Below are 14674 nucleotides of genomic sequence, written 5' to 3' on the forward strand. Positions count from 1 at the left end.
TGTAATTTTACCTCCTGCCTCCTGCCTTCTCCCAATATCACAGTCCCAATGCTTTGCGTGTACCTGCTCCGACAATACCATCTGCTGTTAAACCTTGCTTTTCTTGAAATGCTGTTACAGCATTATCGGTAGCTGCGCCAAATATACCATCGGCTTTGAGATTAAAGCCTTTTTGGTTGAGAGCATTTTGTACAGCAAGTACATCATCTCCTCGCATTGGTGGGTCAGTCAGAAATAATAGTCTTGGCTGTCCAGAAACAGAATTAGGTTGGGATAAAGCTCGCATTTCTGCTTGGATAATCGGAAACTTAGCATCCCAAGTAGCAGGATCTCTAAGATTTAAGCCATCATCAATATGAACTGAATCTGCGGGTGTAAAATCTCCTCCCCATCGCAGCATCGAATCATTACGTATGCTTTGAATAAAGTTTTGAATGCTTTTAGGCAGATTTTTTAAGTTGCTTTTATCAAGAGCATCGCTGTTAAATAGCTTATCTCCTAACATCACGTTCATATCAATGCCATGACCAACTAAATGATTTGACCGACTAGCAGGACGGACAATTGCACCTGACACTACACCGCCTTGTAAACGGGTAGAACTAGTGACATAAATTTTGATACCAGCATCAATAGCAAATTGATCAACTTTTTCTAGTGAATCAAAAAAATCAACGTCTGCTAAAAGAGGTTTACCTATAAACCGAGGTGATTTAAATGCGTCTAATTTAGTTACCATAACTACCTTTATTTGGTATGCACTAGTCAGTTATTGTGAAACTATCTATGGTGATAGAGGTTGGGATGGAAGAAGTAAGGCTAGATAATTATTGATTTAGGCTATTTTGTATACATTTAGAAGTAGCCTTAAGTATAATTTTTGTTTTTTAACTTTGCCGAGAAAGTATTAAGAAATATCAAGTGATTGGCTGCGATCGCGCACATTTAAAGCAGTATCGGAAAAATCACTAAATACGCCATCAATTCCTAAACTAAAAAATAGTTCATATTCTCCTTGGGGATTACCTTGAAAGTCTAGAGGTAGAAAGTAGTCTTCGTTGCGAAAAGTCCAGGCGTGTACTTGCAAGTTACTAGCATGGGCATTTGCTACTACAGATGTGGGCGATCGCAATTTATTTTTATGATCTCTAGGAATTAAAATATCTTTGTGAATACCAATTGCTTGGGCGTATTTAGCAATCTCCTCTAAACCTGATTTTGTCAATAAATCGGTATATGTGCGAACATCACCACTAATGACAAAATCATAAGGTTGACCAGTAAGATTGATTAACTGTACTAAAGGTAAATGCGTTTTTTGGGCTAAATATTGTAAGTTACTCACCTCAAAGGATTGAATAAAAATCGGGTCATTTTTTTCGTGATAACCGTTTGCTTGTAAAGTAGTGAGTAAAGGTTCTTCTAAACTTAAATTTATGTTTCTAAAATAAGTGGGATGTTTTGTTTCAGGATAAATCCCAATCTTACGCCCCAGTTTTTTACTATAATTTTTGGCTAAATCAATAATTTCTTGGAGTGTCGGAATTTCCCATAAATCATCATAAACAGTATTGTGCTGACGTAGTTGAGGTATCCTTTCTTTAGCGCGTAATGTTTTGATTTCGGCTAAGGTAAAGTCTTCTGTAAACCAGCCAGTTTTTGATTCGCCATCAATAATTTTAGTCGTGCGCCGTTGAGCAAATTCGGTATGTTTCGCAACATTAGTAGTTTCTGAAATTTCGCTTTCGTGACGTGCAATTAAAACACCATCTTGAGTTGAAACTAAATCTGGTTCAATGTAGTCTGCACCAAAATTAATTGCTAATTCGTAAGCGGCTAAAGTATGTTCTGGGCGATAGCCACTCGCGCCGCGATGAGCAATAATGATGGGTTTTTTATTCATGAGGCTGATTGTATGTGTGGTGGAAAACGAGAATTTTTTATCTCACGCAGAGGCGCAAAGGCAAGGCAGTGCGTTGGGCGGCTCTGCCGACTTGAAGCAACTGCCGCGCAAAGAGTTATAGCAAAGTTATTTGTTTAGTTGGCAGAATCAGAATTTATGCAACAGGTCTATAACATTGATAGGCATTTTTTTAACAAATGTTAATATTGGGAGACGGGATGCGATCGCTTATTACCTGTTGTTCATGTCTTTTGATAATTAACTTAGAATCATCCCAACAAATAAAATTATATTTGCTCAGTATCGTTCTATAAGCATAATGATTCAGATTCATCCCGAAGCCCAACGCACAGAAGAATTACGCCAGCTTTTGCAACAAGCGAGTTACGCCTATTATGTTTTGGACGCACCAATCATGGAGGATGCAGTCTATGACCAGCTATACCGCGAATTGCAAGAGTTGGAAACGCAGCATCCAGAATTAGTGACACCCGACAGTCCGACTCAGCGTGTGGGTGAAAGACCGGCGACTCATTTCACTTCAGTGCGGCATAATATCCCCCTGTACAGTCTGGAGAATGCGTTTAATATTGATGAGTTGCAAGCTTGGGATCAACGTTGGCGGCGACAACTCCCGACAACTGACGCAGTAAAATATGTCTCGGAGTTGAAAATTGATGGTTCGGCTTTGGCGCTGACTTACCAAGATGGTGTATTAGTCAGGGGTGCAACTAGAGGTGATGGGGTTACAGGTGAAGAAATTACCCAAAATGTGCGGACAATTCGTTCTATTCCCTTGCGTTTAAACTTTGATGGGATAGAACCGATAGAAAGAATAGAAGTGCGCGGTGAAGCATTTTTACCGTTGGAAGTGTTTAAGCAAATCAACGAAGAACGGCAAAAAGCAGGTGAACAGTTATTTGCAAATCCCCGCAACGCCGCCGCAGGTACACTCAGACAGTTAGACTCCCGCATTGTGGCGCGGCGACGGTTAGATTTCTTTGCATACACTCTGCATATTCCGGGGATGGATGATGCGAGTATTGCTAATACCCAATGGGAAGCCTTGGAATTGTTGCAAAAAATGGGTTTTCGGGTAAATCCCAATCATCAACTGTGTGAATCTTTGGCAGAAGTGGCAGAATACTACAAATATTGGGATACGGAAAGATTGAATTTACCCTACATGACCGATGGTGTAGTGGTGAAACTAAATGCTTTTAAACTGCAAGAACAGTTAGGGTTTACCCAAAAATTTCCGCGCTGGGCGGTGGCGTTGAAGTATCCAGCCGAGGAAGCACCCACCCGTGTGGAAAATATTGCGGTGAATGTGGGTAGAACTGGGGCGTTAACACCGTTAGCAGAGATGCGTCCGGTACAATTGGCGGGGACAACAGTTTCTCGCGCTACCTTACATAATAGCGATCGCATCGCCCAATTAGACATCCGCATCGGTGATACTGTGATTGTTCGCAAAGCTGGGGAAATTATTCCCGAAGTGGTGCGGGTAATTAAAGAACTGCGTCCAGCTGATACTGTACCATTTGTTATGCCTAGCCACTGCCCTGTTTGCGGTCAAGAGGTGGTGCGAGAATCAGGAGAAGCCGTGACTCGCTGCGTCAATGCTTCTTGTGCAGCTATTCTCAAAGGTTCCATTGAACATTGGGTTAGCCGGGATGCTTTAGATATTAAAGGCGTGGGTGAAAAATTAGTGCATCAACTGGTAGATAAAGGTTTGGTGCATTCTGTCGCTGATTTGTATGATTTGACAGAAGCACAATTGCTGAGTTTAGAAAGAATGGGAGAAAAATCGGCACAGAAATTAGTAGATGCGATCGCCCAATCAAAAAATCAACCTTGGCATAGGGTATTGTATGGTTTAGGCATTCGTCATGTCGGCAGTGTAAATGCCCAACTCATCACTGAGAAATATCCCGCAGTTGAGAAATTAGAAACCGCCAAACAATCAGACATTGAGGGTATTTATGGTATTGGTGCAGAAATCGCCCAATCTGTTTATCAGTGGTTTCATATTGATGCCAATCAAGCTTTAATTGAGAGGTTGCGAAATAGAGGTTTACAATTAGCTGCTGAAGAAACTGCAACTGTTAATGAAAGTAATCAAAAGTTTGCTGGGAAAACCTTTGTAGTCACAGGTACATTACCCACCTTAAAGCGGGATGAAGCTAAAGCACTCATCCACAAAGCAGGCGGTAAAGTGACTGATTCCGTCAGCCAAAAAACTGATTATTTGGTAGTAGGAGAAGATGCTGGTTCTAAATTAGCCAAAGCCCAGAGTTTAGGCATTACTCAGTTAACAGAGGCACAGTTACTCCAGATGTTAGCTGACGAATAAACAGGGGAGATTAACTAAACTCCATCGTCTCCACAAAAGACAAAATATTATCTTTAATATACTCAGCTTCTTCAGCGATCGCATTTGGTGTTTCGCCATTTAAAAAGCTGCGTTGGCTGCTAACTATATATAAAAACTCGCCATTAATAAAGGTCAACAATCCACGGTACGCATCTAATCTAGTAGAACTACCGTTATTTTCTTGTTGAGACATTGTTGAGCCTTTAGGCATATCAACCAAGGCGTAATATGCGCCTGCAAAAATATCTTCTAAATACTCGCCATACTTGATTTGTGAATCTGGTAGATTTGCCAAAATTGCCTGTGGCACATATTTATCAACTAAAATAGTTTTTAAATATTCTTCCTGCCCTTCCGATTCTAATTCTTCTAACTGTTCTGGCGGTATGGGATAATAATCAATTCTTAGCAAAGTTCCAAAGTCATCAGAAAAACCCACTACACCTTCTTGCGTTTGAATTCTCCCTCCTTGTTCTGCGTCAACCGGAATCGGGACTGTAAAATTTCCTAAAGGCGATTCATAAACATCTTCGACATATTCTACCTCCGTTAGTATGCCTTCTTCCTCATCCAAATATTCTGCGTTTTCTCCTGCTTGAAAAGCTGCAATTATTTCTTTAGTGATTTCATCAGCTTCTTCATCTTCCAATTCCAAAGCTTCCTGTAACTTTTTCAAGAAAGGTTCTTTACTTTTGGGAATAGTGAATTGTTCTTCATCTAAAAGTGTCACTACTCCAGCCGCAAAACCATCTAATACGACTTCTTCGGTGAGTGATTCATTAGCAGTATTAAACAACGGACTTAGCCCTTGTGATTCTGCGATGTCGATGAGTTTGTCAACGATTTCTACTAGTTCATCTTCGGAATATTCTTCAAAAACTTCAAATTGCCACAAAATCCCAGCTAAACCTTCGGGATCTATTTCTTCCACCGACGCATCTGCGATCGCAGTTACCACAGCAATTGCAGCTACAGCTTCTTCTGGTGTTAAAGATTCTGTTAGTGTTTTTTGTGAGTTAAAAACCTTATCATATTTAGTCATAAATTTTACCTCTTTTGCTTGCTTATCAGTTTGGTTAAAATGGGCGATCGCTTGAATTTTTTTTCTCAAATCATTAATATCAAAATTTACTTGTATGGCATTTCCTTACTTTTCTTCATCCTCCAAATGAAACATCTAAATAATAATTAGCACAGACTTACGCAATAACTCTCTAAAACTCTCTTAACTTCGTGTCCTTCGCGCCCTTTGCGGTTTATTTTTTCATAATAATTTTACGTAAGTCATGTTAGTAATACCTTTACCCAAATATTCCTAGATAGTCATCAATCCCGGCTTAAATCGATGATTGGAAAATTCACTTGGGATTATTCTCTGTCAATTTCCTCATTCATCTACTGCTAATGATTACCATAAAAAAAGCAACTTATAATTTTTTTTTTTAACAGTTCTATAAACTCTCTCATCATTAGATAAAACTGAGAAAACCTAAAATTTTATTTATCTACATAAAAATAAAAACACTCAAAATTTGAGTGCTTTGTATCTCATAATCTTGACAATTTTAACAACACAATATTTTCACTAAAGTCAAAATCTTATGATTAATTTAATATTGATGACTAAATCTCTAGAAGCGAACTGCTAGAACAACGATTTTTCAACCTCTAGCAAGGGAAATATATCCAACGATAGAAATATAAACTAGCTCTTGATAGATTTTCTTTACCAAGAGCAGGATGGCATAATACCGAAGTAGAAAGCAACACATTGTAAATCTTTAAATTCAAACTTTTATGGTGCAAACACCTCCATCCCAATTCTCACCAGAGCAGTACAAAGTAGAATCATCCACAGCCGAAGTCGAAGCTCTCATCGAAACCCCACCATCAGATACAGAACTTAATTTAGAATTTCTTTACACCAGAGATATTGAATTTCGCCAAGAAACCATCTACTTTATCGTTGTTGATCGCTTTCATGATGGCGACCCCGAAAATAGCGAAGGTATTAACCCAGAATTGTATGATCCCACAGGGCAGGACTGGGGTAAATATTGGGGCGGCGACTTGCAAGGTGTAATTGAAAAATTAGACTATCTCAAAAATATGGGAGTTACCGCTATTTGGTTAACTCCTTTATTTGAGCAAGTAGAAGAATTATTTGTGGGAAATGCAGCCATACATGGCTATTGGACAAAAGATTTTAAACGCATCAATCCCAGGTATATTGGTAAAGATGAAAACCCTTCATTAAATGAAACCCAAGAAACTAGAAATACTACCTTTGACCGCTTAATTGATGAGTTACATAAGCGGAATATGAAGTTAGTATTGGATATTGTTTGTAACCACAGTACCCCTGACACCAGTGGTAGTAAAGGTGAATTGTATGATGACGGCGTAAAAATTGCCGACTTCAATGATGATGTGAATAACTGGTATCACCATTACGGTGAAGTGCAGAACTGGGAAGACGAATGGCAGGTGCAGAACTGTGAATTAGCTGGTTTAGCCACTTTCAACGAAAACAACAGTGAATATCGGGATTATATTAAATCTGCAATTAAACAATGGCTCGATAGGGGTGTAGATGCCCTGCGAGTAGATACTGTAAAACACATGCCCATCTGGTTTTGGCAAGAATTTACAGGTGATATGTATAATCACAGACCAGATGTGTTTATTTTTGGCGAATGGATTTATAGTGGGCCAAATGACGATCGCTCTCTAGAATTTGCCAATAATTCCGGGATGACTATTCTAGACTTTGGCTTGTGTGTTGCCATTCGCGCCGCCCTCGCCCAAGGTTCCGAAAATGGATTTCAAACAATTCAATACATTTTTGATGAAGACTACCGCTACAACGGTGCAACCGAGTTAATTACCTTCATCGATAACCACGATATGCCACGCTTTCAATCGCTGAACCCTGACCCAGCGATGTTAAAAGTAGCGATCGCCCTAATTATGACATCCCGTGGTATTCCCTGCATTTATTACGGTACAGAACAGTATCTGCATAACGACACCAACGGCGGTAATGACCCCTACAACCGCCCCATGATGGAAAAATGGGACAACGATACCGAAATTTATCGTTACATCCGCTTACTTTCCGGCTTACGGCGGCTCAACCCAGCCATTTCAATGGGTAGCCATTGGCAAAAATACATCACCCCCGATGTTTACTGCTACATCCGCCGTTATCGTGATTCCCTGTGTTTTGTCGCCCTCAACCGCGGCGGCGAAGTCACATTGCCAGAAATCGAGACAGAATTACCCGACGGCGAACATACTTGTGTCATCAGCCGCAATAAATACGAAGTCAAAGATGGCAAAATTTACGACCTACACCTAGAAGAACGGGGAGTAATTGTCTTCAGCCACGTAGGCGAACGCATCAAAGGCCAAACCATAATTCGGGTGCAACTGAATGGCGTACAGACCCAACCAGGGGAGATAATTGTTGTCACAGGTGACTGTCCAGAATTAGGCAACTGGGATATTAGCAAAGCTTATCCCCTAGAATATATCAACACTAATACTTGGTTTGCCGAGATTCCCTTTGATGAAAGTGCAGGCAAATTAATTAGTTATAAATATGCCATGTGGCGCGAAGGGCGATCGCCCCTGCGGGAAAACACCACCCCCCGTCGTTGGGTAGTCGCCAAAGAAGGCACAGTCAAATGGCGCGACACCTGGGCAACAGGCAGAGAATCTTAAAAGTCTGAAGTCTGAAGTGTAAATACAACAAAGGCGAGACAGCCAAACTCCCCCTGTCTCCCTTGTCCTCCTTGTCCCCCTTGTCTCCCATTTCCCCCTCTCCCTTCGATTGATTTGAGCGGAAAACAGGTGGCGTTATACATTAATAAAAGCATAGAGCTTCAGACAGAAAGTATGAATGCTAGGAATAATAATACTTTTCTTGCTGCCTTCTGCCTGCTGCCTCCTGCTTCTCACACCTGACCAACTAGGCTTGGTCTTTCACAGCGAAGGGTTTGGAAATGTTTGCTTCCTCAGAGACTCCTATAATTGCAGCCATTGTATTATTAGCTTTCGGAATTTTAGGTTGGGGCTTTTATCGCGCCAGACCTTTTGGAAAACTGGGAATCTTAGCCTGGTTGCAGTCAGTGGTTTTGATGACTCCCTGGCTGTTATTTTTTGGTTTGTTTGCTGCCGGCGTTTATCTCAACATTGTTGGCATATTGTTCTTAGTAGTAGCTTCTGCCGGATTGTACATCTACCTTGGCAGACAATTACGGGCGGCGGGACAAGATGCCATCCTCAAGCAACGGGCAACAGAAAGGCTGGCTGCTGATACCACACCAGAAGGTAATACTGCATCACCAGTCACCGCCGAACTCAAAATTGAAGTATTATCAATTCCCGAAACTGACTTAAATGCTATTAAAGGCATTTTTGGTCTGGATACATTTTTCGCCACAGAAACGATCGCCTACCAAGAAGGCGCTATCTTTAAAGGTAATTTACGCGGCGAACCCCAAGAAGTTCACAACCGCCTCAGCGCCAACTTGCGAGAACGTCTGGGTGAGCAGTATCGCCTGTTTTTAGTAGAAAACACAGATGGTAAACCTGTGGTGATTGTACTGCCTAGCCGTAACGATCCCCGTCCCACCACCGCAGGGCAGAAAGCATTCGCCGGGATTCTGCTCATCGCTACCATTGCTACCTGTTTAGAAACTGCCGGGTTACTCCTCAACTTTGATTTATTTGCCAACCCAGCCAAGTTAACCCAAGCCTTACCCATCGGCCTCGGCATTTTTGTCATTTTAATCGCCCACGAAATTGGTCATTGGGTATTAGCGCGGCGTTACCAAGTCCGTCTTAGCTGGCCTTTCTTTTTACCTGCTGTACAAATTGGTTCTTTTGGTTCAATTACCCGCTTTGAGTCTCTCTTACCCAACCGCACTGCATTATTTGATATTACTTTGGCAGGGCCGGCCGCTGGCGGTATCGTCTCTTTAATCATGTTAATTGCCGGGTTATTGCTTTCCCACCCAGGCAGTTTATTTCAATTACCCAATCAATTTTTCCAAGGCTCCATTTTAGTCGGCAGCTTGGCGCGAGTCGTCCTCGGTTCCGCCTTACAATCACCCTTAGTTAACGTCCATCCTTTAGTAATTATTGGTTGGCTAGGCTTAGTCATCACCGCTTTAAATCTGATGCCAGCCGGTGCTTTAGATGGTGGACGCATCGTGCAAGCAATTTACGGGCGCAAAACTGCGGGAAGAACCACATTAGCCACTTTGATTTTGCTGGCGTTAGTTTCTCTCGGTAACACCTTGGCAATGTACTGGGCAATTGTCATTCTGTTTTTACAACGTGACTTAGAACGCCCCAGCTTAAACGAAATTAGCGAACCCGATGACGCTAGAGCCGCTTTAGGTCTGTTGGCACTATTCTTAATGATTGCCACTCTTCTGCCTTTAACCCCCGGTTTAGCTGGGCGTTTAGGCATTGGGTAATTCTAAATTGGTTTTGCAAAAATGGGTAGGGTGTACAACCTTACCCATTTTTATTTACATTTAGTGATTAGCCAACCCAAGGCGGTAAAGCATAAAGTAGCGATCGCACTCCAGAAACAAGAGGCATACACAGGGTAGGATGGGTTGTTGAGAGAAACCAAGGGTATTGGTTGACTGATTTTATCGATGTGTTGGGTAATGATCCCAGAAGCGATCGCACCACCACCAAAGCCGATACCTAAGATTTGAATCAGATTTCCTAGAGAGTGATCGCGTTCTGCTTGTTCTATTTCTACTATGCCGCGAATTGAGTCGATAGCTTGGCTTAACAATGCTGAACCGTGATGAAAGTAACCCAAGTCTGCGGTTATTTGTTGTTGGAAGTAAGGACTATTTTTTTGGCTGAAGGTTTCTAAAAAAGTAAGATCACTATTTGTTAAATCCCGAATTTGCTGTAATCTTTCGTTGTAATTATTTGTGTTAATAATAATAGTGTTGTGATATTCTTCTAGATTTCGTAATAGACGAGTGTAGTTCAATGATAATTGAGGTAAGATTTTTAATTGTGTTTTTAAATCTTTTAAATTGAGATGATTTCTAAATTGTTTATCTTCTAGTTTTGGGAATTTTTCGAGAATTGTTTCTACTTCCAGATAAGCTAAATCTAAAGCTTTATATATTTCTCTGCTGTCTTTAAAAGCTTTGACTGATTTTGTCCGAAAGAACCATAAATCTAATAACTCTTGATAACACTGATTAAACTTAGTATCTGCCTCTCCATCAGCAAATAACCAAATTAAAACATGTTGATAATTTCCTATCTGGCTAAATAAACCATATTCAAATATTGGACTACCAAATAATTCACCTTGGCGGTTAAATGACGATAGAGGGTAGCTGTGAAAGATAGATTTTAAACATTCTTTGGCTATTTGTTGGACTATTTTTTTATCTTTCGCGCCTGTTAACCAACCAGTAATTAGTAGAGTTTGACCGAGAAATAAAGGATTTTCTTTAACAATTAAGCAGTTGTGAGGATTTAATTTACTGAAAACAGCAATATCTAAGTCGTCTGTTTCAATGTTATTTTCTTTTTCTGGACGGCGTAGATTTAACCATAAACCGTAGCTGTCGTGAAGTCTTAAAGGATAAGCAAAGCCTTTAATTAATAAGTCTTGATTTTGATGATCTAGAGAAATTTGACCATCAAATGTGACAGCATAGTTATCTTGTATTGGGTCTTTGAGTAAGTCAAGCCGGGGATTATTTGATTCTGTATCAACATTAATTAGACGTTGATATAAATGTAAATCTTTGTTGAGGGTTCTGTGGACTATTTCATCACCAGTTGTCCAAATCAAGTGTCTATCTATTTGTGATTTAGTTAAGTCAAGATTAGAAATTTTGTAAAGTTGGAAGGTGAATAAATGAATATTAGGTGCATAAATTTTCATGATTGATTAGGCTATTTTTTTTTGTTGTCTTGACAGGTGTAGGTTTTTTACAAGGATGTGAGTATTCATTTACAGAGTCAGAAAATAAAAGCAGACTCATAAAGTCAAACAGAGGCTCAAATGCTAAAAAATGAGTACCTCAAACAGTGGACACGTATGGTGTCAGAGAAAATGCCACATCTGTCGTTACCACAAGCAGGGTGCAGGGGGAGAAAAAGTTTCGTCTTTCTGCACAGATATGCTGAATCATAACTGATTTGCCGGACATGATATCATCATCAAAACCGCAAAAGTTTTAAGGAAAGCAGGCATTACAATTGTGAGGGTAAAAATATGAAATGCGATCGCTCACATTGTGATTGTGATGGTTGAAAGATAATATGCGATCGCTCACATTGTGATTGTGATGATTGAAAGATGAAATGCGATCGCTCACATTGTGATTGTGGCGGTTGAAAGATGAAATGCGATTGCAAAATTACATCTTAACTCTCTGCAAAGTACAAATAAGCTGTAACTTTAATGACAATTTCCTATACGCTCGTAGTGCAGAATTACATGGTAATTGCTACTAAATCTCGTAACAGGCGACAATTAGGTTGAATTAACTTACCGGAACGCAGCACTGCAACAGGAATGAGTCTTTGTTTCGCTTTTAATGGTTGTTCTATAGCGTCAAAAAGTAAACAATCCTCTTCAACTAACTTGAGAATTGTGATATCTGCAATAGAACCAACTTTTAAAGTGCCAATTTCTGCATCAGCTTTTAAAACGCGGGCTGGGTTGATGGTGACAGCAGCGATCGCATCTGTTAAATTTAGTCCCAATGCCATTAATTTAGAAATTCCACCACACAAACTATAATTCAGCGTTGAATCATCATGCAGTTTCTTGAAATTACCGTGAGCGTCACTGCTAATAGTGTGAGGAAATACACCTTGTGCCATCATTCGCTTTGCAGTATCAAAGCTGAATTTTAATCCATGTCCTAAATCTAATAATATGCCCCGATCAATCGCTGCAAACAACCATTCTGGAACTTGAGTGCGCTTTCCCATTAACCCATCTGGTTGACAACTGTAGCAGTGACCTAAAATGTCTCCAGGTTTCATGTATGACAGTGCATTTTCTACTACCTTTTCGGGGTTTGGGCGATTAGCTTCGTCTACCGGAAACAATTCTCCAGTGTGAACATATAAGGGTAAATTAGTGCGATCGCCTACTTCTCTTGCTAATTTCAGTACGTCCATTCCCCAGCGTGATATTGAGCCAGAATCAGCGTGGACTTTAAAGCCGCGCACAATTTTGGGATTGGCTTGCGCTACTTTAATTAAGGTTTCTATATCTATTTTTTCGGGACTTTCTAACCCAGAAACTGTATCACCAATCCTTTGGGATGTGGCATGATTAACTAACAGAAAACTACGGACATCTGTTTGTGATTTCTCGACAATATCTGATTTAAAGCCAGTAAATGTAAACGGACTACTACTACCTTGGTCAACAATTGTGGTTACACCAGCATTAATCCCAACATCATCGGACGGCACACCAAATGTTGTTGTCCATTCATAAACATGAACGTGTAAATCAATAAACCCAGGACAGATTAAATAATTACCTGCTGCAAATGTTAGCTGGGATTTATAAGTTTTTAGTTGTTTGGTAATTGCGGCAATTTTGCCATCACGGATAGCAATATCAAAACGACCATTCAGTGATTGACTGGGGTCAATTACCCAGCCGTTAAGTAGTACTAAATCGTAATATTTTAGGTGATTTTCCATAAAACCTCACGGGGTTATCTTAACCCCGCATCTTGAAAAAGAGAAATTAATCATCAGGAAGCTCTGCTATTTCTTGCAACAGATACAACAACTGATGAATTTCTTCGACGGTGTTGTAGTGTGCTAAACCAATTCGCAGTAAACCACCACTATTTTCTACACCTAACCTCTCTATTAAACCTAGGGCATAAAAATGACCATGCCATGTAAAAATACCGCGATCGCCTAATGCTTTGGCGATAGTTTCAGGGGTTTTATTAGCTAGTCTTACACCTACTGTTGGTGTCCGCCAAGCTAAACGAGTCGAGTCGGTGATGCCATAGCAGCTTAACCCAGGAATTTCTGAGAGTCCAGCAATTAATTTGTGACTTAGTTCCCGTTCGTATTGTTGGATAGCTGACATGGCTGCAACTAACGCCGCACGCCGACTGTGATAGGCCGATGTGATACTTGCTGGTTCTGATGATTTGAGAAAGCGGGGACAACTAAAGGTTTGTAACCCTTCTTTATCGGCTGCAATTAAAGCTGTAACTAGTTCATTATCAATTGCAGGTGCAACATGACAACCAAGTTTAGTTAAATAGTTAATTGCTGCAACTACCCCAGCTAAACCTTCATGATTCAAAGTCCCTGTTTCCCAACGTGAGGGAACTTCATCGGGTGCAGGTTTAACTTTATATGGTTGCAAACGTTCTAGATGTTCTCGTTTACCATACAAAATGCCAACGTGGGGGCCAAAGAATTTATAAGCAGAACAAGCTAAAAAGTCGCAATCTAAACTATGTACATTAATTGGGGCGTGGGGTGCATAGTGAACTGCATCGACGAATACCCAAGCACCAACACTATGAGCTAAATTTGCGATCGCAGTAATATCATTAATCGTACCCACAGCGTTAGAAGCATAACTGACGGCGACTAACTTTGTTTTTGGGTTAATCAACCGTTCTAGTTCATTCATGTTTAAGGTGCAGTCATCAACATTAATATCGACAACGCGGATAATTACACCTTTTTCTTCCAACGCATACCAAGAAGAAACGTTGGCGTAGTGATCTAGCCGCGTCACAATAATTTCATCACCTGGCTGCAATTCTCGACCAATTGCCCGACTCAAACTAAAGGTGAGAGTGGTCATATTTGCACCAAATACCACCTCATCACTATCACATCCGAGAAAATCGGCGATCGCTGCACGAGCAGAGTTAATAGTAGCATCTGTACGCGCACTGGTGGCAAAATACCCATGAGCATTAGCATTTGACCTCACCAGATAGTCATTCATCGCATCTAATACCGCCCCTGGTACTTGAGTCCCACCCGGCCCATCGAAAAAAATAGCAGGTTGATTATTGATTTTTTGTGTTAGTGCTGGAAACTGGCTACGTATCCATTTCAAGTCAAGCGGTTCCATCGCAGACTCCTAAGTTAATAATGTTTTACTTATATCTAGTTAGCGCCGCAGTTTATTCAAGGTAATGGCCAGTAATTTTATAACAGTAATATTTGATACAGAAATCATATTTGATTTCTCAAAAAAAATCAGGACACCTAGACAAGCTTTCTTTCCTACTCCCTATCTGCACAAATAAATTTAGAAATCAAACTGGATGCCTATATTTCTCCTGACTTTGATTAGGCTAGAATATCTCAGCAGAAAATAT

Annotated in this window: 11 protein-coding genes; 4 read left to right on the top strand and 7 right to left on the bottom strand. The window is 40.4% G+C overall.

Translation table 11 applies throughout. The features are described 5' to 3' along the window. Positions 1–37 precede the first annotated feature (37 nt). The gene (locus tag ACX27_RS04870) at positions 38–739 is read right to left on the bottom strand and encodes a peptidoglycan-binding domain-containing protein (protein ID WP_062289186.1); all 702 of its coding nucleotides are present in this window, start codon (positions 737–739) and stop codon (positions 38–40) included. A 168-nt stretch (positions 740–907) separates the two neighbouring features. Further along, positions 908–1903, bottom strand: a complete 996-nt coding sequence (locus ACX27_RS04875; RefSeq protein ID WP_062289189.1) for a glycerophosphodiester phosphodiesterase — start codon at positions 1901–1903, stop codon at positions 908–910. Here ACX27_RS04875 and ACX27_RS34830 point away from each other — a divergent pair. Then, positions 1902–2024, top strand: a complete 123-nt coding sequence (locus tag ACX27_RS34830; protein WP_256364385.1) for a hypothetical protein — start codon at positions 1902–1904, stop codon at positions 2022–2024. The two genes, ACX27_RS04875 and ACX27_RS34830, sit on opposite strands and share 2 nt — an antisense overlap. Positions 2025–2222: 198 nt before the next feature. Next, complete coding sequence (gene ligA / locus ACX27_RS04880) at positions 2223–4259, top strand: NAD-dependent DNA ligase LigA (protein WP_062289192.1); 2037 nt, start codon at positions 2223–2225, stop codon at positions 4257–4259. Between the two features lie 10 nt (positions 4260–4269). Here ligA and ACX27_RS04885 read toward each other — a convergent pair whose 3' ends face one another. Beyond that, on the bottom strand, positions 4270–5322 hold the full coding sequence (locus ACX27_RS04885) for a hypothetical protein (protein ID WP_062298148.1): 1053 nt from the start codon (positions 5320–5322) through the stop codon (positions 4270–4272). Between the two features lie 755 nt (positions 5323–6077). Between ACX27_RS04885 and ACX27_RS04890 the strand changes: the two genes are divergently transcribed. After that, entirely contained in the window at positions 6078–8006 is a 1929-nt protein-coding gene (locus ACX27_RS04890) for an alpha-amylase family glycosyl hydrolase (RefSeq protein ID WP_062289194.1), read from the top strand. A 281-nt stretch (positions 8007–8287) separates the two neighbouring features. After that, positions 8288–9769, top strand: coding sequence for a site-2 protease family protein (locus tag ACX27_RS04895; protein ID WP_062289198.1), 1482 nt, complete (start codon positions 8288–8290; stop codon positions 9767–9769). Positions 9770–9819: 50 nt separating this feature from the next. Here ACX27_RS04895 and ACX27_RS04900 read toward each other — a convergent pair whose 3' ends face one another. The 4 genes from ACX27_RS04900 to ACX27_RS04910 all read right to left on the bottom strand — a co-directional run bounded on the left by ACX27_RS04900 (position 9820) and on the right by ACX27_RS04910 (position 14424). Beyond that, positions 9820–11223, bottom strand: coding sequence for a hypothetical protein (locus ACX27_RS04900; protein WP_062289201.1), 1404 nt, complete (start codon positions 11221–11223; stop codon positions 9820–9822). 311 nt (positions 11224–11534) lie between these two features. After that, the gene (locus ACX27_RS32240; protein WP_158507344.1) at positions 11535–11699 is read right to left on the bottom strand and encodes a hypothetical protein; all 165 of its coding nucleotides are present in this window, start codon (positions 11697–11699) and stop codon (positions 11535–11537) included. A gap of 78 nt (positions 11700–11777) precedes the next feature. Next, positions 11778–13010, bottom strand: coding sequence for an amidohydrolase/deacetylase family metallohydrolase (locus tag ACX27_RS04905; protein ID WP_062289203.1), 1233 nt, complete (start codon positions 13008–13010; stop codon positions 11778–11780). 46 nt (positions 13011–13056) lie between these two features. Continuing rightward, positions 13057–14424, bottom strand: a complete 1368-nt coding sequence (locus tag ACX27_RS04910) for a cysteine desulfurase-like protein (RefSeq protein WP_062289206.1) — start codon at positions 14422–14424, stop codon at positions 13057–13059. Positions 14425–14674: the final 250 nt, after the last annotated feature.

The sequence above is a fragment of the Nostoc piscinale CENA21 genome (assembly GCF_001298445.1).
Lineage (GTDB): Bacteria > Cyanobacteriota > Cyanobacteriia > Cyanobacteriales > Nostocaceae > Nostoc_B > Nostoc_B piscinale_A.